This window comes from Shigella sp. FJ200513, from assembly GCF_040495915.1.
In the GTDB taxonomy this organism is placed as follows: Bacteria; Pseudomonadota; Gammaproteobacteria; order Enterobacterales; family Enterobacteriaceae; genus ECMA0423.
The window spans coordinates 1-22437 of record NZ_JBDYCV010000064.1; the positions used below are offsets into that span (position 1 = coordinate 1).

General features: G+C 49.0%; 19 protein-coding genes and 2 pseudogenes. 8 read left to right on the forward strand and 13 right to left on the reverse strand.

All coding sequences use genetic code 11. From position 1 onward, the window contains the following. Positions 1 to 74 precede the first annotated feature (74 nt). From ABZJ92_RS14015 to typA, 4 genes and pseudogenes are all read right to left on the reverse strand, one after another. Positions 75 to 1106 (reverse strand): annotated as a pseudogene (locus tag ABZJ92_RS14015) (MFS transporter); the annotation flags it as partial. Positions 1107 to 1207: 101 nt separating this feature from the next. Further along, positions 1208 to 2188 carry a sugar phosphate isomerase/epimerase family protein gene (locus tag ABZJ92_RS14020; RefSeq protein WP_000256404.1) on the reverse strand — a complete coding sequence of 327 codons (981 nt, stop codon included), beginning with the start codon at positions 2186 to 2188 and terminating at the stop codon, positions 1208 to 1210. A 7-nt stretch (positions 2189 to 2195) separates the two neighbouring features. Continuing rightward, on the reverse strand, positions 2196 to 2906 hold the full coding sequence (locus tag ABZJ92_RS14025; RefSeq protein WP_000829798.1) for a GntR family transcriptional regulator: 711 nt from the start codon (positions 2904 to 2906) through the stop codon (positions 2196 to 2198). A gap of 216 nt (positions 2907 to 3122) precedes the next feature. Then, positions 3123 to 4946, reverse strand: a complete 1824-nt coding sequence (typA, locus tag ABZJ92_RS14030; RefSeq protein ID WP_000570668.1) for a ribosome-dependent GTPase TypA — start codon at positions 4944 to 4946, stop codon at positions 3123 to 3125. A 372-nt stretch (positions 4947 to 5318) separates the two neighbouring features. Between typA and glnA the strand changes: the two genes are divergently transcribed. The 4 genes from glnA (at position 5319) to ABZJ92_RS14050 (ending at position 9593) form a co-directional block, all read left to right on the forward strand. Beyond that, complete coding sequence (gene glnA / locus ABZJ92_RS14035; RefSeq protein ID WP_001271717.1) at positions 5319 to 6728, forward strand: glutamate--ammonia ligase; 1410 nt, start codon at positions 5319 to 5321, stop codon at positions 6726 to 6728. Positions 6729 to 6900: 172 nt separating this feature from the next. Further along, positions 6901 to 7950 (forward strand): nitrogen regulation protein NR(II), encoded by a 1050-nt coding sequence (gene glnL / locus ABZJ92_RS14040; protein ID WP_000190577.1) that lies wholly within the window; start codon positions 6901 to 6903, stop codon positions 7948 to 7950. A gap of 11 nt (positions 7951 to 7961) precedes the next feature. Continuing rightward, entirely contained in the window at positions 7962 to 9371 is a 1410-nt protein-coding gene (gene glnG / locus ABZJ92_RS14045) for a nitrogen regulation protein NR(I) (protein ID WP_005052855.1), read from the forward strand. A gap of 111 nt (positions 9372 to 9482) precedes the next feature. Continuing rightward, on the forward strand, positions 9483 to 9593 hold the full coding sequence (locus tag ABZJ92_RS14050) for a YshB family small membrane protein (protein ID WP_000893994.1): 111 nt from the start codon (positions 9483 to 9485) through the stop codon (positions 9591 to 9593). 228 nt (positions 9594 to 9821) lie between these two features. On the opposite strand, the gene hemN is transcribed toward ABZJ92_RS14050, so the two are convergent. The 3 genes and pseudogenes from hemN to ABZJ92_RS14065 form a co-directional block, all read right to left on the reverse strand. After that, positions 9822 to 11195 carry an oxygen-independent coproporphyrinogen III oxidase gene (gene hemN / locus ABZJ92_RS14055; protein WP_000116080.1) on the reverse strand — a complete coding sequence of 458 codons (1374 nt, stop codon included), beginning with the start codon at positions 11193 to 11195 and terminating at the stop codon, positions 9822 to 9824. Positions 11196 to 11383: 188 nt separating this feature from the next. After that, positions 11384 to 11893: a Der GTPase-activating protein YihI gene (yihI, locus tag ABZJ92_RS14060; RefSeq protein ID WP_005086171.1), complete on the reverse strand. Its 510-nt coding sequence runs from the start codon at positions 11891 to 11893 to the stop codon at positions 11384 to 11386. 118 nt (positions 11894 to 12011) lie between these two features. Beyond that, positions 12012 to 12178, reverse strand: a pseudogene (locus ABZJ92_RS14065) (hypothetical protein). Positions 12179 to 12474: 296 nt separating this feature from the next. Here ABZJ92_RS14065 and yihA point away from each other — a divergent pair. Beyond that, positions 12475 to 13107: a ribosome biogenesis GTP-binding protein YihA/YsxC gene (gene yihA / locus ABZJ92_RS14070; protein WP_000183342.1), complete on the forward strand. Its 633-nt coding sequence runs from the start codon at positions 12475 to 12477 to the stop codon at positions 13105 to 13107. A 168-nt stretch (positions 13108 to 13275) separates the two neighbouring features. Here the strand turns inward: yihA and ABZJ92_RS22480 are convergent, their stop codons facing one another. Then, complete coding sequence (locus ABZJ92_RS22480; RefSeq protein WP_071892919.1) at positions 13276 to 13323, reverse strand: spot 42 RNA, inhibition of DNA synthesis; 48 nt, start codon at positions 13321 to 13323, stop codon at positions 13276 to 13278. A 165-nt stretch (positions 13324 to 13488) separates the two neighbouring features. Continuing rightward, on the reverse strand, positions 13489 to 16275 hold the full coding sequence (gene polA, locus ABZJ92_RS14075; protein WP_000250035.1) for a DNA polymerase I: 2787 nt from the start codon (positions 16273 to 16275) through the stop codon (positions 13489 to 13491). Between the two features lie 363 nt (positions 16276 to 16638). Here polA and ABZJ92_RS14080 point away from each other — a divergent pair, with 363 nt between their 5' ends. After that, positions 16639 to 17571: an acyltransferase gene (locus ABZJ92_RS14080; RefSeq protein ID WP_011069581.1), complete on the forward strand. Its 933-nt coding sequence runs from the start codon at positions 16639 to 16641 to the stop codon at positions 17569 to 17571. A gap of 40 nt (positions 17572 to 17611) precedes the next feature. Here ABZJ92_RS14080 and ABZJ92_RS14085 read toward each other — a convergent pair whose 3' ends face one another. The 4 genes from ABZJ92_RS14085 to ABZJ92_RS14100 form a co-directional block, all read right to left on the reverse strand. Continuing rightward, complete coding sequence (locus tag ABZJ92_RS14085) at positions 17612 to 19042, reverse strand: YdgA family protein (RefSeq protein WP_001295264.1); 1431 nt, start codon at positions 19040 to 19042, stop codon at positions 17612 to 17614. Between the two features lie 154 nt (positions 19043 to 19196). Then, positions 19197 to 19823: a thiol:disulfide interchange protein DsbA gene (dsbA, locus tag ABZJ92_RS14090; protein ID WP_000725335.1), complete on the reverse strand. Its 627-nt coding sequence runs from the start codon at positions 19821 to 19823 to the stop codon at positions 19197 to 19199. Positions 19824 to 19839: 16 nt separating this feature from the next. Then, on the reverse strand, positions 19840 to 20826 hold the full coding sequence (srkA, locus tag ABZJ92_RS14095; protein WP_001065539.1) for a stress response kinase SrkA: 987 nt from the start codon (positions 20824 to 20826) through the stop codon (positions 19840 to 19842). Positions 20827 to 20902: 76 nt separating this feature from the next. Further along, a complete protein-coding gene (locus ABZJ92_RS14100; RefSeq protein WP_005052859.1) occupies positions 20903 to 21172 on the reverse strand; it encodes a YihD family protein in 270 nt (89 codons plus the stop codon). Positions 21173 to 21241: 69 nt separating this feature from the next. Between ABZJ92_RS14100 and mobA the strand changes: the two genes are divergently transcribed. Next, the gene (gene mobA / locus ABZJ92_RS14105; RefSeq protein ID WP_001052156.1) at positions 21242 to 21826 is read left to right on the forward strand and encodes a molybdenum cofactor guanylyltransferase MobA; all 585 of its coding nucleotides are present in this window, start codon (positions 21242 to 21244) and stop codon (positions 21824 to 21826) included. Next, entirely contained in the window at positions 21808 to 22335 is a 528-nt protein-coding gene (gene mobB / locus ABZJ92_RS14110; RefSeq protein ID WP_000907632.1) for a molybdopterin-guanine dinucleotide biosynthesis protein MobB, read from the forward strand. Before mobA ends, mobB begins: the two co-directional genes overlap by 19 nt. Positions 22336 to 22437 lie beyond the last annotated feature (102 nt).

Consider the following 22437-nt stretch of genomic DNA (forward strand, 5'->3'; position numbering starts at 1 on the left):
TGATGGAAATGGAAGCCACGCAAGCACCTTAAAATCACCATCATACACTAAATCAGTAAGTTGGCAGCATTACCAATTTTTGCTTCGCCGATAGGTGCAAAAAATACGGCTCGCTGTGTAAAGACTATCGCGCCAAAGCCCAGCGTACATGCCATCCCTAAATAGACCGGCATACTTTCGTGCGGCAGCATAATCAACAGTACGAGCGCAGCGGTACTGATGATAAAGGTGTAGCATAGATATTTACTCGGCGATTTCAGGATCTTATCTGAAATCATGCCACCAATCGGTCCACCAATCATTTTCAGACAGTATTGGTTAATGATGCCGTAAGCCCCCACCAGCGCAACGGGCAATAGATAGATGTTTTTCAGGAATGGAATGAAGAATGTCAGGCCACAGTAAACCGCGTAAACGAAGAAGACGTTGAAAGCGATAAGCCAGATGGTTTTGTCTCTCAGCACTGAGGTCATACTGGTGTTTTGCGATGCTCCGTCTTCTTTTTTCACCTCAACGGACGGTGCCTCTTCTTTGTCATTCAGGACAAAGAAAATAATAATGCCTACGGCAATCACAATAAGGGAATAGAACCAGATGCCTGCTTTAAAACCTAATAAGCCACTGCCAAACCAGGTAAATACTGCCAACGCAGAAAATGCCACCACGGTATCGACAATGCCACGCCCTGTTTCGAAGAAGCCAAACAACCGACCTTGTTGTTCGCTATTGCCCAATCGACTTACCGACTTGAGCAAGACCGGCCAGTTCATCATGTCGCAAGTAACGCCAAATAGCGCCCAGACAAAGAGGATGCCCCAATACCCCGGCATTGTCGTCAAATAAACACCCAGTAATCCTGTCGCAATGAGTGAGAATGACATGGTGTATCTGCGCGGTAGTTTATCGGCAAAATAAATAGACAGAAAAAAGCCCACTGTGGTGACAAATGAGTTTACCGACATAGCATTACCAATTTGACCATTGGTCAAATGGAAATATTCCTGCATCGGGATATAAAACGCATCTTTCAGCGACGGTAATTTATAAATTGTACCGCCACACAGTGTTAATAGACTAAATAACGCCCATTTCTTTTTCGTGAGCATAACATCCCCTAAGCGATTTTTAAAATCACTGTTTTAAAGGCAATAAGATACCGACCATTCATATGGAATGGTTTTATTAACTGCGTATGAGTTAAAACTTATTAGTGGTTCAGAAGATGGTTTGCCTCTTGTTTGATTTGTTGTAGTACGTTACGCACATGATTTATCTGATTAATTGCATCTTCTTTTTCTTTACGTAACCGCGCATCCAGTAAATGATTTTCTGGTAGGGGTGTTTCACTCATCTGGCGATAAGGGATCCACGGATTATCATCTTCGTCTTCAAAGCGGAACGCCGACGCATAGTAATCAACCTCTTCTTCCAGGCCATATGCCGTCACCTGCGGCTCATCATCGCCAAGGCAGATAAGGTGCGTTAATAACGCTTTGAATGGCATATCACCCTGACCTGAAATACAGGCTTTATGACCCAGGCCACCCTGTTCTTTAACGATCAAGGCATCTTTAATATGGACCTGGGTAATATGCGGTGCCATCGTTTTTAAGGCGTCGATGGGATGCTCATTTGCATTGATCATGTTAGCAAAATCAAACAGTAAGGAAAGAGACTCCATCTCACTTTCTTTGACCAGCGACACCAGCTCATGACTTTTTAAATCTTCATGCTGCTCAATCGTAAAAGTCAGGCCGCTGTCCTGATACGTTTCCCGTACATAGGCAATGTCGTTAGCGATAATCGATAATACGTCGCGCAAATTACCTTCATAACATGGATAAAAACGTACGGACGTTGCCCCAGTTTTCAACGCGATGGCGACGGCTTCGTCAATAGATGCCTTATCTGAAGCGCTGGTTTCAATATGAATATCAAGGTTCAGACGGCGGGCTTTATCCCCAAAGGCAGAGAGTTCTTTATCGTCCATATTACCAAGAGAAAAACGCTCGCCATCCAGAACATGGATTTTGACGCCACGTAGATTATTTTCACTGGCGATATCAAGTAAATCAGCAGGCAACACTCTTTCCAGCCGCATATTTAAATGAAAGGCATAAGCATGTAAATAAAGAGGAAGAGTGTCGACACGTTGTAGAATCTTTCTTGCGTTATTTATTGTCACCATAAAACACCTACAGATTAATGATGAGGTCTACGGCCTCAAATCGCCAATATTCAATATCTATCTGGACAATATTGCCTTGCTGGTCGGCGCGATGCTTTTCAATTAAGATCGCTGGCATACCCGCAGAACCGCCAAGATACTTGCTGATATCGCCCGGCATTCTGACGGGTTTGAAAATCAATTTTTTTACTACCGTCTCTTTTTGGTAGCACTTTTCCCAGACTGCAGAAAATGAGTGGTTTTCAAGTTGTTCAATAAAACCCGGAGCAACTTCAGGATTAATATATGTTTCGTGATAGAAAACTTTATGTCCTTCCAGCGCCCCCCAGCCGGTGATGCGATAGAGTTCAGTTGATGGCGTCACTGCAATCAGTGGCGCGAGCGTCTCGGGAATATCGCTGGTACGGTTTTTCTCGGTAAACCCCCAAGAAGGCTCTCGCCCTTGCTCAATTGCGGCCCGCTGAAAGCTCGCCGACAGCTCCGGACTGTAATTAAATCGCGGCTGGGTCACGAACCACCCCTTACGATCCTTACGGAAGATTTTGGATTCTGCCTCGAGGTTCAACAACGCCTGGCGCAGCGTCATACGTTTAATGCCCAGCAGTTCTCCCAGCTCTCTTTCTGAAGGGAGTTTTCCACCCGGCGTGGTGATGCCATCTTTCAACCACCGATCCAGTTTCTCTTTTGCATTTTCTACGGTGGATTGATTCTCCGCCATTGTTTAATCCTTTTGGTTTAAACCAGATGAAGCATCTTACGCTTACGCCAAAAAAGAAAGCAATTAACGGTGTATGACTTTGCAGATAATTGTGACAAAGCTCTCTATTGACGTAATCACAGACTTATAAGGGAGATACTCGCATTGGTGTGCGCTCACGACAGGTAAAAAAAAACCTGCCATCGCTGGCAGGTTTTTTATGACTAAAAAACGAAATTAATCGTCTTTCGGTGCGCGGTTGGCGCGGCGACGATCGTTTTCCGTCAGGTGACGTTTACGAATACGGATAGAGGTCGGAGTCACTTCTACCAGTTCGTCATCATCGATGAACTCCAGAGCTTGTTCCAGAGTCATGCGGATAGGCGGAACCAGAACAACAGCTTCGTCAGTACCGGAAGCACGCATGTTGGTCAGTTTCTTACCGGTCAGGCAGTTTACAGTCAGGTCGTTAGAGCGGCTATGAATACCGATAATCTGACCTTCGTAAACTTCTGCACCGTGACCGAGGAACAGCTTACCGCGATCCTGCAGACCGAACAGCGCGAACGCGACAGCTTTACCCTGACCGTTAGAGATCAGTACACCGTTCTGACGCTGACCCACTTCGCCCGGACGTACGTCGTCGTAGTGGCTGAAGGTGGAGTACAGCAGACCAGTACCGGAAGTCATGGTCATGAACTCAGAACGGAAGCCAATCAGACCACGGCTTGGGATCACGTAGTCGAGACGTACGCGGCCTTTACCGTCTGGATTCATGTTTTTCAGGTCGCCTTTACGTTCGCCCAGCGCCTGCATCACAGAACCCTGATGCTGTTCTTCAACGTCCAGCGTCACGTTTTCATACGGCTCTTGTTTACGACCGTCTATTTCACGGAAGATTACTTTCGGACGGGATACCGCCAGTTCGAAACCTTCACGACGCATGTTTTCGATAAGAACAGAGAGGTGCAGTTCACCACGACCAGAAACGCGGAACGCATCGGCGTCTTCGGTTTCTTCTACGCGCAGCGCAACGTTGTGTACCAGTTCTTTGTTCAGACGATCGAGGATCTGACGAGACGTTACGAACTTACCTTCTTTACCGCAGAACGGCGAGGTGTTAACGCAGAAGAACATAGAAACGGTCGGCTCATCAACGGAGAGTGCCGGCAGCGCTTCAACGTTTTGCGTGTCGCAAACGGTGTCAGAAATGTTCAGTTCGCCCAGGCCCGTGATCGCCACGATATCGCCAGCTTCCGCCAGATCGGTTTCGATACGTTCCAGACCGAGGTGGCCCAGCACTTTACCGACTTTCGCGTTACGGGTTTTGCCTTCGCTATCGATGATAGTAACCTGCTGGTTCGGCTTCACTTTACCACGCTTGATGCGGCCAATGCCGATAACGCCAACATAGCTGTTGTAATCGAGCTGAGAAATCTGCATCTGGAACGGACCGTCAAGGTCAACGTCCGGCGCAGGAACGTGGTCAACAATCGCCTGATACAGCGGGGTCATGTCTTCCGCCATATCTTCGTGGTCCAGACCCGCGATACCGTTCAGCGCAGAAGCGTAAACGATCGGGAAGTCCAGCTGCTCGTCGGTCGCGTCGAGGTTAACGAACAGATCGAATACCTGATCCACAACCCAATCAGGACGCGCGCCAGGGCGGTCAACTTTGTTGATAACAACAATCGGCTTCAGGCCGTAAGCAAACGCTTTTTTGGTTACGAAGCGCGTTTGCGGCATCGGGCCGTCAAATGCGTCAACCACCAGCAGCACTGAGTCTACCATGGACATTACACGTTCAACTTCACCACCGAAGTCGGCGTGCCCCGGGGTATCAACGATGTTGATACGGTAATCATTCCATTTGATAGCGGTGTTTTTCGCGAGGATGGTAATCCCACGCTCTTTCTCCAAATCGTTGGAGTCCATCACGCGCTCTTGGGTTTCGGCACGAGAGTCGAACGTACCGGATTGTTGGAGCAGCTTGTCTACCAGGGTGGTTTTACCATGGTCTACGTGCGCGATGATGGCGATATTACGCAATTTTTCGATCACAACTTTGCCTCAGGCATTAGAAATAGCGCGTTATTGTACACGGATTAATCGCACTACAAAACAGGATCACAAACATCCTCCGCAAACAAGTATTGCAGAGTCCCTTTGTGATCGCTTTCACGGAGCATAAAAAGGGTTATCCAAAGGTCATTGCACCAATATGGTGCTTAATGTTTCCATTGAAGCACTATATTGGTGCAACATTCACATCATGGTGCAGCCCTTTTGCACGATGTTAAGCATGATAACGCCTTTTAGGGGCAATTTAAAAGTTGGCACAGATTTCGCTTTATCTTTTTTACGGCGACACGGCCAAAATAATTGCAGATTTCGTTACCACGACGACAATGACCAATCCAGGAGAGTTAAAGTATGTCCGCTGAACACGTACTGACGATGCTGAACGAGCACGAAGTGAAGTTTGTTGATTTGCGCTTCACCGATACCAAAGGTAAAGAACAACACGTCACTATCCCTGCTCATCAGGTGAATGCTGAATTCTTCGAAGAAGGCAAAATGTTTGACGGCTCCTCGATTGGCGGCTGGAAAGGCATTAACGAATCCGACATGGTGCTGATGCCAGACGCATCCACTGCAGTGATTGACCCGTTCTTCGCCGACTCCACCCTGATTATCCGTTGCGACATCCTTGAACCTGGCACCCTGCAAGGCTATGACCGTGACCCGCGCTCTATTGCGAAGCGCGCCGAAGATTACCTGCGTTCCACTGGCATTGCCGACACCGTACTGTTCGGGCCAGAACCTGAATTCTTCCTGTTCGATGACATCCGTTTCGGATCATCTATCTCCGGTTCCCACGTTGCTATCGACGATATCGAAGGCGCATGGAACTCCTCCACCCAATACGAAGGTGGTAACAAAGGTCACCGTCCGGCAGTGAAAGGCGGTTACTTCCCGGTTCCGCCGGTAGACTCTGCTCAGGATATTCGTTCTGAAATGTGTCTGGTGATGGAACAGATGGGTCTGGTGGTTGAAGCCCATCACCACGAAGTAGCGACTGCTGGTCAGAACGAAGTGGCTACCCGCTTCAATACCATGACCAAAAAAGCTGACGAAATTCAGATCTACAAATATGTCGTGCATAACGTAGCGCACCGCTTCGGTAAAACCGCGACCTTTATGCCAAAACCGATGTTCGGTGATAACGGCTCCGGTATGCACTGCCACATGTCTCTGTCTAAAAACGGCGTTAACCTGTTCGCAGGCGACAAATACGCAGGTCTGTCTGAGCAGGCGCTGTACTACATTGGCGGCGTAATCAAACACGCTAAAGCGATTAACGCCCTGGCAAACCCGACCACCAACTCTTATAAGCGTCTGGTCCCGGGCTACGAAGCACCGGTAATGCTGGCTTACTCTGCGCGTAACCGTTCTGCGTCTATCCGTATTCCGGTGGTTTCTTCTCCGAAAGCACGTCGTATCGAAGTACGTTTCCCAGATCCGGCAGCTAACCCGTACCTGTGCTTTGCTGCCCTGCTGATGGCCGGTCTTGATGGTATCAAGAACAAGATCCATCCGGGCGAAGCCATGGACAAAAACCTGTATGACCTGCCGCCAGAAGAAGCGAAAGAGATCCCACAGGTTGCAGGCTCTCTGGAAGAAGCACTGAACGAACTGGATCTGGACCGCGAGTTCCTGAAAGCCGGTGGCGTGTTCACGGATGAAGCGATCGATGCGTACATCGCTCTGCGTCGCGAAGAAGATGACCGCGTGCGTATGACTCCGCATCCGGTAGAGTTTGAGCTGTACTACAGCGTCTAATAGTTGAAGTTGTACTACCCGGCGCACAACGCCGGGATTTAGTTGCCGTGGAAACTTTCAGCCCATCTCTGCATGGGCTTTTTTCTCCGTCAATTCTCTGATGCTTCGCGCTTTTTATCCGTAAAAAGCTATAATGCACTAAAATGGTGCAACCTGTTCAGGAGACTGCTTTATGGCAACAGGCACGCAGCCCGATGCTGGGCAGATCCTCAACTCGCTGATTAACAGTATTTTGTTAATTGATGACAATCTGGCGATCCATTACGCCAACCCCGCCGCGCAACAACTGCTCGCCCAAAGCTCCCGCAAATTGTTTGGTACGCCGTTACCGGAACTGTTGAGCTACTTCTCATTAAATATCGAGCTGATGCAAGAAAGTCTGGAGGCGGGGCAAGGCTTTACCGATAACGAAGTGACGCTGGTCATCGATGGTCGCTCGCATATCCTTTCTGTGACGGCCCAGCGTATGCCGGACGGCATGATCCTGCTGGAGATGGCACCGATGGATAACCAGCGCCGCTTAAGCCAGGAACAACTACAACATGCTCAACAAGTAGCTGCCCGTGATTTAGTGCGCGGCCTGGCACATGAGATTAAAAATCCGCTTGGCGGTTTACGTGGCGCGGCGCAGTTACTCAGCAAAGCGTTACCTGACCCATCACTACTCGAATATACCAAAGTGATTATCGAACAGGCGGACCGGCTGCGAAATTTGGTCGACCGTCTGTTGGGGCCGCAGCTGCCCGGTACGCGCGTTACCGAAAGTATTCACAAAGTGGCTGAACGCGTGGTAACGCTGGTGTCGATGGAACTGCCGGACAACGTGCGGTTGATTCGTGATTACGATCCCAGCCTGCCGGAACTGGCGCACGACCCGGATCAAATTGAACAGGTCTTGCTGAATATTGTGCGCAATGCGCTACAGGCGCTGGGGCCGGAAGGCGGTGAAATCATTCTGCGTACCCGCACCGCGTTTCAACTGACCTTACACGGCGAGCGCTACCGGCTGGCGGCGCGGATTGATGTGGAAGATAACGGGCCGGGCATTCCGCCTCATTTGCAGGATACGCTGTTTTACCCGATGGTCAGCGGCCGCGAAGGTGGCACCGGGCTTGGCTTATCCATCGCCCGTAATTTGATTGATCAGCATTCAGGCAAAATTGAATTTACCAGTTGGCCAGGTCATACCGAGTTCTCGGTTTACCTGCCTATCAGGAAATAAAGGTGACGTTTATGCAACGAGGGATAGTCTGGGTAGTCGATGACGATAGTTCCATCCGTTGGGTGCTTGAACGTGCGCTCGCTGGAGCGGGTTTAACCTGTACGACATTTGAGAACGGCGCGGAAGTACTGGAGGCGCTGGCGAGCAAAACGCCGGATGTGCTGCTTTCAGATATCCGTATGCCGGGAATGGACGGGCTGGCGCTGCTCAAGCAGATTAAACAGCGCCATCCAATGCTTCCGGTCATCATTATGACCGCACATTCCGATCTGGATGCTGCCGTCAGCGCCTATCAACAAGGGGCGTTTGATTATCTGCCCAAACCGTTTGATATCGACGAAGCAGTGGCGCTGGTTGAGCGCGCTATCAGTCATTACCAGGAACAGCAGCAGCCGCGTAATATTCAGCTTAACGGCCCAACGACCGATATCATCGGCGAAGCGCAAGCCATGCAGGACGTGTTCCGTATTATCGGTCGGCTTTCGCGTTCTTCTATTAGCGTGCTGATTAACGGCGAATCCGGCACCGGTAAAGAACTGGTCGCTCATGCCCTGCATCGCCACAGTCCGCGCACCAAAGCGCCGTTTATCGCGCTGAATATGGCAGCTATCCCAAAAGATTTGATCGAATCAGAACTGTTTGGCCACGAGAAAGGCGCGTTTACTGGCGCGAATACCATTCGTCAGGGGCGTTTTGAACAGGCCGATGGCGGCACGTTATTTCTCGACGAAATTGGTGATATGCCGCTGGATGTGCAGACGCGTTTGCTGCGCGTGCTGGCAGACGGTCAGTTTTATCGCGTTGGCGGCTATGCGCCGGTGAAAGTGGATGTGCGGATTATCGCTGCCACTCACCAGAATCTTGAACAGCGGGTGCAGGAAGGTAAGTTCCGTGAGGATCTGTTCCACCGCCTGAACGTTATCCGCGTTCATCTGCCGCCGCTGCGCGAACGTCGGGAAGATATTCCCCGTCTGGCGCGCCATTTTTTACAGGTTGCCGCGCGCGAACTGGGCGTAGAAGCGAAGTTGCTGCATCCGGAAACCGAAGCTGCTCTGACGCGTCTGGCGTGGCCAGGCAACGTGCGCCAGCTGGAAAACACCTGCCGCTGGCTAACGGTGATGGCCGCCGGGCAGGAAGTGTTGATTCAGGATTTGCCCGGCGAACTGTTTGAATCAACGGTTGCGGAGAGTACTTCGCAAATGCAACCGGACAGTTGGGCGACACTTTTAGCGCAGTGGGCAGACAGAGCGCTGCGTTCCGGTCATCAAAATCTGCTTTCCGAAGCGCAGCCAGAGCTGGAGCGGACGTTACTGACGACCGCGTTGCGACATACGCAGGGGCATAAACAGGAAGCGGCGCGGCTACTCGGCTGGGGCCGCAACACTCTGACGCGTAAGTTAAAAGAGCTGGGGATGGAGTGATTCACGGCTTGTGTGTAAAGATTGATTATTGAGCGCAAATTGCTGGTATTTTGCGCTTTACTGTTCCGATAAGTTCAGTATGATCTTGCCCGGAAAACGGGGAGAGTCATTATGCTGGAATCAATAATTAATCTGGTATCGAGTGGCGCAGTTGACAGCCACACACCGCAAACTGCCGTTGCTGCCGTGCTGTGTGCCGCGATGATTGGGCTGTTTAGCTGAAGCTCGTTGTTTATGCCGGATGCGGAGAAAGTCGTAGGCCTGATAAGACGCGACCAGCGTCGCATCAGGCATCATGCTCAGATGCCTGATGCGGCGTAAACGCCTTATCCGGCCTACAAAAGCAATAATTTCAACAGGTTTTGTTGCCCAGCGCATCAGGCAATCTTGTTCTCAGCACATTGATGGCGCTTTCGTTTTCTACTTTGTAAACGAAGCGCCATTCACTCTTTAAATCACCCGTGAGAACTGCTGCATCCGCGCTTTCTGGCGCAGATAGGTATCAAAGCACATGCAAATGTTGCGGATCAGCAAGCGACCTTTCGCCGTCACCTGTATTCCCTTCTCATCCACATCCACCAGCCCATCTTTTGCTAACGGGGCGAGCAGCTTGAGATCTTCCGCAAAGTAATCAGCGAAGTGCAAATCCCACTGTTTCTCAAGAGGGGCGTAATCCAGACGGAAGTTGCAGATGAGCGACTTAATCACATCGCGGCGAATACAGTCATCACGCGTTAGCGCAATACCACGCCACAGCGCATTGCCTTGTTCATACACTTGCTGATAGTACTGCTTCAACTCTTTCTGGTTCTGCGCGTAGCAGTCGCCAATCATGCTGATGGCGGAAACGCCCATCCCCAGCAGATCGGTATCGCCCTGAGTGGTGTAGCCCTGGAAGTTACGATGCAGCACGCCTTCACGCTGGGCCACCGCCAGCTCGTCATCAGGACGGGCAAAGTGATCCATACCGATAAACTGATAGCCCGATTGCGTCAGGAAGGCGATGGTTTCCTGCAGGATATCGAGTTTTTGCTGCGGACTCGGCAGGTCAGCATCTTTGATTTTGCGCTGAGCAGCAAAAATGGTCGGCAGATGCGCGTAGTTAAAAACGCTCAGACGATCGGGGTTCAGCTCCGCCACACGTTTCAGGGTAAAGGCGAAACTCTCCGGCGTCTGTTTCGGCAGGCCGTAAATCAGGTCGATGTTGGTGGAGGTAAAACCAATCTCACGCGCATGGTTAAGCAGTGCAAAGATGAACTCTTCATCCTGCTCGCGGTTAACCAGACGTTGCACTTCTTTGTTGAAGTCCTGCACGCCCATGCTCAGGCGATTAAAGCCTTCGGCGCGTAAATGATCGAGTACATCCAGTTCGATTTCCCGCGGATCGACTTCGATCGAAATCTCCGCATCGGTATTGAAATGGAAGTTTTCGCGCAGCAGCTTCATCAGACGGCTGATTTGCGCTTTATTCAGATACGTCGGCGTTCCGCCGCCCCAGTGCAATTGGCTGACGTGACGCCCGGCGAACAGCGGTGCACGATGGACGATTTCTTGCTCCAGCGCGTCCAGATACTGATCGGCCTTGTGCTGCTGGCGAGTAACAATCTTATTGCAACCGCAGAAGTAACAAAGCTTATGGCAGAACGGGATATGTACGTAGAGAGATAATGGACGCTCAGGATAGCGCGCCACGGCTTGTAAAAACGCCTGTTCGCCGAAGTCTTCTGAAAACTCCAGCGCGGTCGGGTACGAGGTGTATCGTGGCCCGGAATAGTTATATTTCTGGATCAGGGCCAGATCCCAGTCGATTTGCTGTACAGACATGCTCACTCCTTCCGATGGCGTCTCTGGCGGCTACGGCGTACCGGCGGATGCCCGTTTCGGGTCATCAGCCGGTTGCGCAGCCACTTTTGTCGCCGCGACAACCGCTGTAGTTTAACGAATAACCACACCAGATAACATATAACCGGAAGGGTTATCAGCAGAACGGGAAGGCCCACGGCGGCAATCCGTTAGTTGCCCCGCAGCAGACGCATCATGTCTTCTTGCTTCTCGTCTTCTTCCTCTTCTTCGTCATCGTCATAAGAGAGGCCGAGTTTCTGCATCAACTCATCAATACGATCCAGTTTAGCATCCACCCAGGATTGCTCTTCGGCGCTCAGGGTTTCGCCTGCTTCCAGACGTTCCAGCAGCGCATCCAGACACTCATCCGTTTCCAGTAATTCCAACTCCGCCTGCGGTGAAAGCATAGGTTTCTCACTCTTCGGTTTGTGCTGTTTGGTGACTTTTTCAGTCACTCCCAATGGAATAGGGGTTTTACTGCCAATACGTGGATCTTTTGGTGCGTTCTGGCCTTTGCTGCCTGACGTGGTGTTTCCGCCCGCTGCGCGGCTGCCCGGCGCATGACCACGACGTTTTTTCTGACGCTTACGGTCACGAGCTTCCTGATCCAGCTCCTCGCGTGTTTTTCGACGCGCTTTTGCATGACCTTTGCTGCGTGAGTTTGAAGATGATGGTTTCATAATGGTTCGTCTTTTAGCCGTTTTATTCAGTATAGATTTGCGGCGGAATCTAACAGAAAGCAAGCAAAGAAAAAAGGCGACAGATTACTCTGTCGCCTTTTTTCCTGACTCATAACCCTTAACGGGTCTTACAATCCTTGCAGGCCGCCAACACACCCTGTTTTTCCATTAGCCGGAACAATCCGTGTTGATTCCATTTCCGTTTAATTACGTCTCCGGACGTTTGTCTTCCTGACAATCCTCTGTCTTCGCCTCCTGGCGCTCCTGACCCTCATCCTGAGTCATTGTTCCTGTTAGCGTCCTCGCTCTATGGGTGCTACTTTACGCCTTTGCTTTAAACAAACAATCAACCGCCATCAGTATTTGCACATTTTCAGAGTTTTATATAAAAGCAATTCACTGATTTATATAGCTTATTTGACATGCATCGCAGAATTTTCTCTGCTATTTCGCATAAAGACTATCGGCAATGTCTCACAAAGCGTATGGCTTTTACTTACAACGCTCACGCCGAAAAATCCGCCTTTTATTATGGTTCAGGTATAATCGCCACAAAGCTTTGACTGACGGAGACGACCGCTTTGACTAATTTGAATTATCAACAGACGCATTTTGTGATGAGTGCGCCTGATATTCGCCACCTACCTTCCGATACCGGAATTGAAGTGGCTTTTGCAGGCCGTTCCAACGCAGGTAAATCCAGCGCGCTGAACACGCTGACTAACCAGAAAAGCCTGGCTCGTACCTCAAAAACCCCAGGGCGCACCCAGCTTATCAACCTGTTTGAAGTGGCTGACGGCAAGCGTCTGGTTGACTTGCCTGGGTACGGTTATGCGGAAGTCCCGGAAGAGATGAAGCGCAAATGGCAGCGTGCGCTCGGCGAATACCTCGAAAAACGTCAGAGCCTGCAAGGTCTGGTGGTGCTAATGGATATTCGCCATCCGCTGAAAGATTTGGATCAGCAGATGATTGAGTGGGCGGTAGACAGCAATATCGCCGTTCTGGTGCTGCTGACCAAAGCGGACAAACTGGCAAGCGGCGCACGTAAAGCGCTATTGAATATGGTGCGTGAAGCTGTACTGGCGTTTAACGGTGATGTGCAGGTTGAAACGTTTTCTTCGTTGAAGAAACAAGGCGTAGACAAGCTGAGGCAGAAACTGGATACCTGGTTTAGCGAGATGCAGCCTGTAGAAGAAACGCAGGACGGCGAATAATTTTCTTGCCTTAATGCTTGTGCCGGATGTGGCGTATCCGGCCCGTAAATTCAATAGATTACAATTCTACCGTTGGCCTGATAAACATAGCGCATCAGGCATTACGGATCTTTTCTTTCGCCCAATAAAAAACGCCCCAGTCATTACTGACTGGGGCGGCTAAAATATTCAGCCAAATCCGATTACGTGAAGTAAAAGGTCTGAAAGATAGAACATCTTACCTCTGTACCCTACGCGACTAACTTTACTCTTTTTTGTTCAGTTCAGAAAGCACTTTTTGTAATTTTTTTTCAGTTGTTGCATAGGAATTTCTAATAGCCATCACAAAACGTGACAGCTTATGTTGCTTACTTACGAAAAAAGGGCATGTTCAGGCGAATCTTAGTGCGCCTGATCCCAGTTTTCGCCACTCCCCACTTCCACCAGCAACGGCACATCCAGACGGGTACAGTTTTCCATCAGTTGATGAATCTGCTTCGCGACGGCATCAACATCATCTTTATGAACTTCAAATACCAGTTCATCGTGTACCTGCATGATCATACGTACACGCGGTTGCTCAGCCTGTAACCACGCATCAACGGCAATCATCGCCCGTTTGATAATGTCGGCGGCGGTTCCCTGCATTGGCGCGTTAATGGCTGCACGTTCAGCCGCTGCACGACGAGCACCATTGCTGGATTTGATATCCGGCAGATACAGACGGCGTCCGTCCAGCGTTTCAACGTAGCCCAGCTCTTTCGCCTGAGCACGGGTGCGTTCCATATACTCCAGCACGCCAGGGTAGCGTTCGAAGTAAAGGTCCATGTACTTCTGCGCTTCTTTACGTGGAATGTTCAATTGCCGCGCCAGACCGAAAGCACTCATGCCATAAATCAGACCAAAGTTGATCGCTTTCGCGCTACGGCGTTGCTCGCTGGTGACGGTTTCCAGTGGCAAACCAAACACTTCTGCCGCCGTTGCCCGGTGGATATCTTTTCCTTCCGCGAATGCGGTCAGCAAGCCTTTATCACGCGAGAGATGCGCCATAATGCGCAGTTCAATCTGCGAGTAGTCCGCTGAGACAATCACATAATCCTCTGGCGCAATAAACGCCTGGCGGATACGACGACCTTCTTCGTTACGCACCGGAATGTTTTGCAGGTTAGGATCGGTTGACGATAAACGTCCCGTTGCAGTTACTGCCTGGTGATAAGAGGTATGCACACGCCCGGTTTTCGGGTTGATCATCAGCGGCAGCTTGTCGGTGTAAGTCGACTTCAGCTTCGCCAGACCACGATACTCCAGAATCACTTTTGGCAACGGATAGTCCAGCGCCAGTTCTTCCAGTACCTCTTCCGACGTTGACGGCGCGCCACCCGGCGTTTTCTTCAGCGGTTTAATACCCTGTTTTTCAAACAGAATGGTTTGCAACTGCTTGGTGGAAGAAAGGTTAAATTCTTCACCTGCAATTTCATGCGCTTTCTTTTCCAGCTCAGCCAGACGCAAGGTGAGCTCTTCAGAATGATTGTGCAGCACTTTCGGATCGATCTTCACACCGTTACGTTCAATGCGTGAAAGCACCGGCACCAGCGGCATTTCGATATTCTCGAAGACGTTCAACGGCCCTTTGTGTTTCTGCAGATCCGGCCACATTTTCAGATGCAACTGCAAGGTGACATCTGCATCTTCGGCGGCGTAACGTCCGGCCTCTTCGAGGGCAATCTGGTTAAAGGTCAGTTGATTTTTGCCTTTACCCGCAATCTCTTCAAAAGTGATGGTTTTGTGCTTCAACCAACGTTCCGCGAGGCTGTCCATATCGTGACGCCCGGCAACGCTATTGAGAATGTAGGACTCCAGCATGGTATCAAACGCAATCCCACGCAGTTCAATGCCGTAATTCGCCAGAATACCGCGATCGTATTTCAGGTTTTGCCCGACCTTCAGCGCCTTTTCATCTTCCAGCAGCGGTTTTAGCAACTCGAGTGCACGCTCGTGAGAGATTTGATCGGGCGCATCAAGATAATCATGAGCAACCGGAATATATGCCGCTACGCCTGGCTCGATAGCAAAAGAAAGCCCGACCAGGTTAGCAGAGATGTTATCAAGGCTGTCGGTTTCGGTATCAAATGCAAATACCGGCGCTTTTTCCAGCTTCGCAATCCACGCTTTCAGTGTTTCTTCATCAAGGATAGTGACGTAGTTGTCATAAGAAATCACCGTTGCCGTCACTTCTGGCGCTTCGTCTGCAACACTGGTTTCCTGAGGCTTCGCGGCTGTTTTTGCCCCTTTGGCCTGTAACCATTTGCCCACTTCGACATCAGCAGTCCAGCGTTTGAACTCATACTTTTTGAACAGCCCCAACAACTCTTCCGCTGCCGGTTGCTGCACTTCCAGTTGTTCACAGGTCAGCTCCAGTTCAACATCGGTTTTAATCGTCGCCAACTGGTATGAGAGATAAGCAACTTCTTTGTTTTGCTCGAGCTTCGCTGCCATTGTTTTCGCGCCACGGAAGCTCAACCCAGCAATTTTTTCTGGCTCGGCATACAGCGTATCCAGCCCGCCAAGACCTTGCAGCAATGCCTGCGCGGTTTTTTCACCGACGCCCGGTACGCCAGGAATGTTATCAGAGGAGTCACCCATCAGCGCCAGGAAGTCGATGATCAATTCTGGCGGCACGCCGTACTTATTCACCACCTCTTCCGGTCCGAGGATGGTATTCGTCATGGTATTGATAAGCGTAATATTTGGCGTCACCAGCTGCGCCATATCTTTATCGCCAGTGCTAATCAGCACCGGACGCCCGGCTTTTTCGGCTTCGCGCGCCAGAGTACCGATAACGTCGTCCGCTTCTACGCCAGAAACCGCCAGCAGCGGCAGTCCCATCGCTTTAACCATCGCGTGCAGAGGTTCGATTTGTGCTCGCAGATCGTCCGGCATTGGCGGGCGATGTGATTTGTAATGTTCAAACAGTTCATCACGAAAGGTTTTTCCCTTGGCGTCAAAGACCACCGCTGCATGCGTCGGTTTATATTGCATGATCAGACTGCGCAGCATGTTGAGGACACCATACATCGCACCGGTCGGCTCGCCTGCGCTGTTAGTCAGCGGGGGAAACGCGTGATATGCGCGATAAAGATAAGATGAACCATCTACAAGGATAAGTGGATTTTGGGGGATCTGAACCATAATGTCCGTGCCTGTTTATCAGATTATGGGTAAAGGATGCCACAGACAGGATGAAAACATGAGTTTTTCACCGCTTTTCGTGAAAATCTTTTGTAGATCTGCTGGATCGCTCGCAAATCGTCATGTGGATAACTTTGTGCATAAATTATTTACATCGCTTTTAATTTATTATCATGCTTTTTACAGCATGATGTTTGTCTTTGTTTTTCATGCAGTTAAAAATAAATCCATCCCTAATAATTGAGATAATGGGATTTTTTCTAATGTGGATAGATATGAATTATTTTTCTCCTTAAGGATCATCCGTTATTTGGGTCATTTTCTGCTAAAATCTGCGCCTTGCGCTTCTTTAGTGCACTGTCTATGGCTAACCTTTTGAATAAATTCATTATGACGAGAATACTCGCTGCGATAACCCTTTTGCTGAGTATCGTATTGACCATTTTGGTCACTATTTTTTGTTCCGTCCCGATCATCATTGCCGGGATTGTAAAACTATTGCTACCTGTGCCAGTCATTTGGCGAAAGGTTTCGCGTTTTTGTGATTTTATGATGTATTGCTGGTGTGAAGGTCTGGCGGTATTACTGCATCTGAACCCACACCTGCAATGGGAAGTTCACGGGCTGGAAGGGTTAAGTAAGAAGAACTGGTATCTGCTTATTTGTAACCACCGTAGTTGGGCAGATATTGTCGTACTGTGCGTGCTGTTTCGTAAGCACATTCCGATGAATAAATATTTCCTCAAGCAACAGCTGGCCTGGGTGCCATTTCTTGGCCTGGCGTGCTGGGCGCTGGATATGCCGTTTATGAAGCGTTATTCCCGCGCTTATTTATTACGTCATCCGGAGCGACGTGGTCAAGATGTTGAAACCACTCGGCGTTCTTGTGAAAAGTTTCGCCTGCATCCCACCACCATTGTCAATTTCGTTGAAGGCTCCCGTTTCACGCAAGAAAAACATCAGCAAACCCACTCCACTTTTCAAAACTTGTTGCCACCAAAGGCGGCAGGCATTGCGATGGCGCTAAATGTACTGGGTAAACAATTCGATAAACTGCTTAATGTTACGCTGTGTTATCCGGACAATAACCGTCAGCCGTTCTTCGATATGTTAAGCGGTAAACTGACGCGGATTGTCGTACATGTGGATTTACAGCCTATTGCCGATGAGTTACATGGCGACTACATCAATGACAAAAGCTTTAAGCGCCATTTTCAGCAATGGCTGAACTCATTGTGGCAGGAAAAAGACCGGCTTCTGACGTCTCTCATGTCATCACAGCGTCAGAATAAGTAAGTTTTACTCGCCTCTGAATGAGCAGAGGCGAGTGAGTATTTTAATGAACAAAACGTCCGGCACGAGACATAAATTCTTCTTCGCTCATCTCCTGTCCGTTAAAAACAACTTTACCCGGTGTATAACGCAGCTGCAGCGAGGCGGTATTGTTGTCAATCGTGATTAACTGAAACATCTGACCTAATGTCATCATCCCGCTGATTTGTTTATCAGCCTGCTTTTGCGCTTTTTCCGCATCCATTCCTTCAGATAAATTAAGCTGTTTTGCGGTTTCTGTGACGACATTAAGCGGTAACTTCACATCAAAATTGAGCGATTTGATATCTTTGTTTGTGGATGATGAAGATTTGGCTGGGTCGGCAATACTGATATCCAGATTGGCATTTAGTTCGCCGAGTGCGTTCTTCCATCTTACCGGTTGTTTAATGGTCGGCTCACTTTTTTGTAATAACGGTAAATACTCTTTGAACAATGCAGCATTCACTTCTTGCAGAGCAACTTCATCGTTTGCTAACTCAGGGTGTGCAGCAAGCTGCTTCTGCATCGCAATGTTATACTGGATGATAAATTGGCGCACTGCTGAGGGATCAATAGATTCAGCAATCAATGACCACTCACCACTACCGAGTTGCTGATTCCCTTTTGTTAACTTATCAAGTTCGTAGGTCAGATTGACATTGATATAATCTTTGTCTTTAACGCGATCCAGCCTGGTTTTTGCAACGAAAGCATCGATTTGGGCAACGTCTTCCCCGTGATTGATAATGTTAATCTGATTAAATTTCGACTCGCTTTCACCAACCGGAAATTTCTTTTCTTCTAATCGCGCCAGAGAATCAATGGTAAAACTTTTTGCCGTTACTTTGTTCATTGGTGATAATTGCAGAACAATATCTTCGACTTTGCCTTCAATATCCAGGTTAGACAATGAACTACCATCACCATTAAAAGTAAACTGGCCCTCACCAAAAGAAAATTTTCCATACTCTGCAGGGGCAACATCTAATGTCGTAGAGAATGAGCCACCAAACGCGAATCGCAATGTCGCTTCCACGGGCGATTTATTTTTCGCGGCGATAAATAGCGGTTGTGTCAGTTCATTATTCACTAAGTTCACTTTTGCCGCTGCCAGTGCTGGGATGACATTACCATGCATTAACATTGTGATGGGCAACGGACCGTGCTCAACATCCACATCAAATACAACTTTCTGGCCTGGCTTGATATTGAGATCGGGTGCACCGTTATCGAATGTCATTTGCATTTGAAAACGGGAATTAAAAAAGCCTTTGTCAAAGTTTTTATAACTTAACGTCATATCGTAGGCATGTTCACCTTTCTTTTTCGCATCGTTAAAATCTTTAATAAACTTTTCGATACCAGGCTGAATTTGCGTACCTGTGTACCATGTGCCACCACCCCAGATTACGGCTAACGCAACAATAACACCTGTAGCTGACTTACGTATCATATAAATATTCCCTGATAAAACAGCAAAACTTTGAATATCCACTTATGCTGAAATAATGTCCAGCGGCAGGATGCATTATCAGAATGTATTTATATTTATTAAATAATAAAAAAAGCCCGTGAATATTCACGGGCTTTATGTAATTTACATTGAATTATTTTTCCTCGGACAGATATTTCACCGTATCAGCATACTGCTGAACAAAAACATCCATATTGCTGGTATCCATACCCTGCGGATTCAGCTGATATTTACCGTTAACAAACATCGCCGGAACACCACGCAATTGCACATCAGCTGCGGCTTTTTCCTGCTGAGCGACCAGAGATTTCACCACGAAGCTGTTCCACGCCGCGTCGTACTCTTCACCTTTAATACCTGCATTGATAAATACATCGCGGATATCAGATGCTGAACGAATGGTCTGGGTTTTCTGTACGCCTTCAAACAGCGGAACAGTCACTTTGTCTTCCACGCCCAGCGCCATCGCCACAGCCCATGCCTGAGTCAGATCTTTGCCCAGGTCACCACCCATGAAGTTGACGTGGTATTTAGTCATCTTCACGCCTTCCGGCAGTTTTTTCTTCACATTATCAGAAATATGCAGAACTTCTTCAAACTGATAGCAGTGCGGGCAGAAGAAAGAGAAAAACTCCAGCACTTGCGGCGCGCCAGCTACCGGTTTTTCCAGGGTAGTGTACTGTTTACCATCTTCATACTGCGCCGCCGATGCGCTAAACGCTAAAACTAAACCAGCCAGCGCCAGCCAAATCTTTTTCATGATCTACTCTCTCCGATTAATACATAGGTGTTAATTGCAAAGGGGGTTCTTGTAGAACTTTTGCCTGTTCTATAAAAGTCGCCGTCTGTCGTAGCCAGTAATCTTCCCCGGTTAACCACGGGAAATTTTTCGGGAACGCGGGATCAGCCCAATGCCGCATTAGCCAGGCAAGATAATAAACCAAACGCATGGCGCGTAAAGGTTCAATCAGTCCGATTTCAGCGGTGTCGAACTCGCTAAATTCTTCATAAGCTTCAATAATAGTTTCCAGTTGCATCCGCTGCTGGGCTTTATCGCCATTGAGCAACATCCACAAATCCTGAATAGCTGGACCATTACGTGCATCATCCAGATCAACAAACATTGGACCATCGCGCCAGAGAATATTCCCGGCGTGGCAGTCTCCATGTAGCCGCAGAACGGTGAAATCTTCCCGCCAGTGTGCTGTAACGGCGGCGATCAGCTCATCTGTCGCTTTCAGAAATGCCGCTTTCAACCCGGAAGGTATCAGTGTAGCGTCCTCAAACAGCTTGCGAGGCTCAATGAGATATTCATTCAGACCGATGGTCGGGCGATGAATAAAAAGCTGTTTGCGCCCCGTCTGGTGCATACGCCCTAAATAACGCCCAACCGCTTCCATCTGATCGATATTATCAGCTTCGAACTGGCGACCACCGACGCTTGGAAAAACAGCGAAATAAAATCCCTGATGATTCAATAAAGTCTGACCGTTAAAGGCCACAGGTGCTGCGACCGGAACTTCATCATTTACCAGCTGCAACGCAAATTGATGTTCTTCGAGGATTTGATCGGCTGTCCAACGTTCAGGGCGATAAAATTTGACGACAAAACGTCGACGCTCTTCGTCCTGAAATTGATAGACACGGTTTTCATAGCTGTTAAGCGGGGTAAGACCGGAATCCACCCGGATCCCTTGCTTAAACAGAGCGTCCATGATGGTATCCGGGTGTAGTGTCTGGAAAGTAAAAGCGCTGTTGTTCATCCCATCATCCGGAAAACATTACGAATGATGAAGGATATCATTTCACGATGATTTTGGTGGCGCCGCTTACAAGCTTTTACTCTTTAATTACGCCGCGAGCGCGTAACAGCGCCGTTTTGAAGTCTTCTTCATAATCTTTCTGCAAACCCGGGATCACCGCATCTTTCGCGGAATCACGCATTTTCAGGTGATAGATCAGAATGTCATCCGTCAAATCCGCCAGTTCGCCGTCAAAACCTGACTCTTTCGCCAGTTTCTGCAAAAATTGCAACAAGTTAAAGTCTGGCTCTTTTTGCCAGGCTGGCTGGAGGAGTTCAATAACTTCATTCAGACGTTTACATTTCATAGTAATGCTCCTTACTCTTGAGACAGACACGTTAGCAGGGTCAATCCCACAATAAAAGAGGCGATATCGGTGAATCTAATGACGACGATAACAGGCGTTGTGCTGGCAGGCGGTAAAGCCAGACGAATGGGCGGCGTAGATAAAGGATTGCTGGACTTAAATGGCAAACCGCTGTGGCAACATGTCGCTGACGCGCTTAAGACGCAGCTCTCTCACGTCGTGGTTAATGCTAATCGTCATCAGGAAATCTATCAGGCAGGCGGTCTGAAAGTGATTGAAGATTCACTGGCGGATTACCCAGGCCCTCTGGCAGGAATGCTTTCAGTAATGCAGCAGGAAGCTGGTGAGTGGTTTTTGTTTTGTCCGTGCGATACGCCTTACATTCCCCATGATTTAGCCGCCCGGCTTAATCATCAGCGCAAAGATGCGCCTGTCGTGTGGGTCCATGACGGTGAACGCGATCACCCGACTATTGCTCTGGTAAACCGCGCTATTGAGCCTTTATTACTGGAATATCTGCAAGCAGGAGAACGCCGGGTAATGGCATTTATGCGTCTGGCTGGCGGTCATGCGGTTGATTTCAGCGATCATAAAGATGCATTTGTTAACGTGAATACGCCAGAGGAGCTTGCCCGATGGCAGGAAAAACGATGATACCGTTACTCGCCTTTGCCGCGTGGAGTGGTACCGGAAAAACTACGCTTTTGAAAAAACTGATCCCGGCATTATGCGCCAGAGGGATCCGTCCGGGGCTGATTAAGCATACGCACCATGATATGGATGTTGATAAGCCAGGCAAAGATAGCTATGAGCTGCGCAAGGCTGGCGCGGTACAAACCATCGTTGCCAGCCAGCAACGATGGGCCTTGATGACGGAAACACCAGACGAAGAAGAGCTGGATCTACATTTTCTCGCAAGTCGAATGGATACCTCAAAGCTGGATTTGATTCTGGTCGAAGGGTTTAAGCATGAAGAGATCGCAAAGATTGTGCTGTTTCGCGATGGAGCCGGACATCGACCTGAAGAATTAGTGATAGACAGGCATGTTATTGCTGTAGCCAGTGATGTGCCGCTTAATCTTGATGTCGCATTACTGGATATTAATGATGTTGAGGGGCTGGCTGATTTTGTGGTGGAGTGGATGCAAAAGCAGAACGGATAAGCAAGAGTAGGCTGGATCAGACGCAGCCAGCGTCGCACCCGGCATTTTTTTCACCAACGCAAAAAGGCCATCCTGACGGATAGCCTTTCGCTTAATTTGATG

What these genes read in the sequence shown, in the direction of transcription:
- ABZJ92_RS14020 (WP_000256404.1), bottom strand. Translation starts at nt 2,188, where the DNA reads ATGGTGACAATAAATAACGCAAGAAAGATTCTACAACGTGTCGACACT.
- ABZJ92_RS14025 (WP_000829798.1), bottom strand. Translation starts at nt 2,906, where the DNA reads ATGGCGGAGAATCAATCCACCGTAGAAAATGCAAAAGAGAAACTGGAT.
- glnA (WP_001271717.1), top strand. Translation starts at nt 5,319, where the DNA reads ATGTCCGCTGAACACGTACTGACGATGCTGAACGAGCACGAAGTGAAG.
- glnL (WP_000190577.1), top strand. Translation starts at nt 6,901, where the DNA reads ATGGCAACAGGCACGCAGCCCGATGCTGGGCAGATCCTCAACTCGCTG.
- glnG (WP_005052855.1), top strand. Translation starts at nt 7,962, where the DNA reads ATGCAACGAGGGATAGTCTGGGTAGTCGATGACGATAGTTCCATCCGT.
- ABZJ92_RS14050 (WP_000893994.1), top strand. Translation starts at nt 9,483, where the DNA reads ATGCTGGAATCAATAATTAATCTGGTATCGAGTGGCGCAGTTGACAGC.
- hemN (WP_000116080.1), bottom strand. Translation starts at nt 11,195, where the DNA reads ATGTCTGTACAGCAAATCGACTGGGATCTGGCCCTGATCCAGAAATAT.
- yihI (WP_005086171.1), bottom strand. Translation starts at nt 11,893, where the DNA reads ATGAAACCATCATCTTCAAACTCACGCAGCAAAGGTCATGCAAAAGCG.
- polA (WP_000250035.1), bottom strand. Translation starts at nt 16,275, where the DNA reads ATGGTTCAGATCCCCCAAAATCCACTTATCCTTGTAGATGGTTCATCT.
- ABZJ92_RS14080 (WP_011069581.1), top strand. Translation starts at nt 16,639, where the DNA reads ATGGCTAACCTTTTGAATAAATTCATTATGACGAGAATACTCGCTGCG.
- ABZJ92_RS14085 (WP_001295264.1), bottom strand. Translation starts at nt 19,042, where the DNA reads ATGATACGTAAGTCAGCTACAGGTGTTATTGTTGCGTTAGCCGTAATC.
- dsbA (WP_000725335.1), bottom strand. Translation starts at nt 19,823, where the DNA reads ATGAAAAAGATTTGGCTGGCGCTGGCTGGTTTAGTTTTAGCGTTTAGC.
- srkA (WP_001065539.1), bottom strand. Translation starts at nt 20,826, where the DNA reads ATGAACAACAGCGCTTTTACTTTCCAGACACTACACCCGGATACCATC.
- ABZJ92_RS14100 (WP_005052859.1), bottom strand. Translation starts at nt 21,172, where the DNA reads ATGAAATGTAAACGTCTGAATGAAGTTATTGAACTCCTCCAGCCAGCC.
- mobB (WP_000907632.1), top strand. Translation starts at nt 21,808, where the DNA reads ATGGCAGGAAAAACGATGATACCGTTACTCGCCTTTGCCGCGTGGAGT.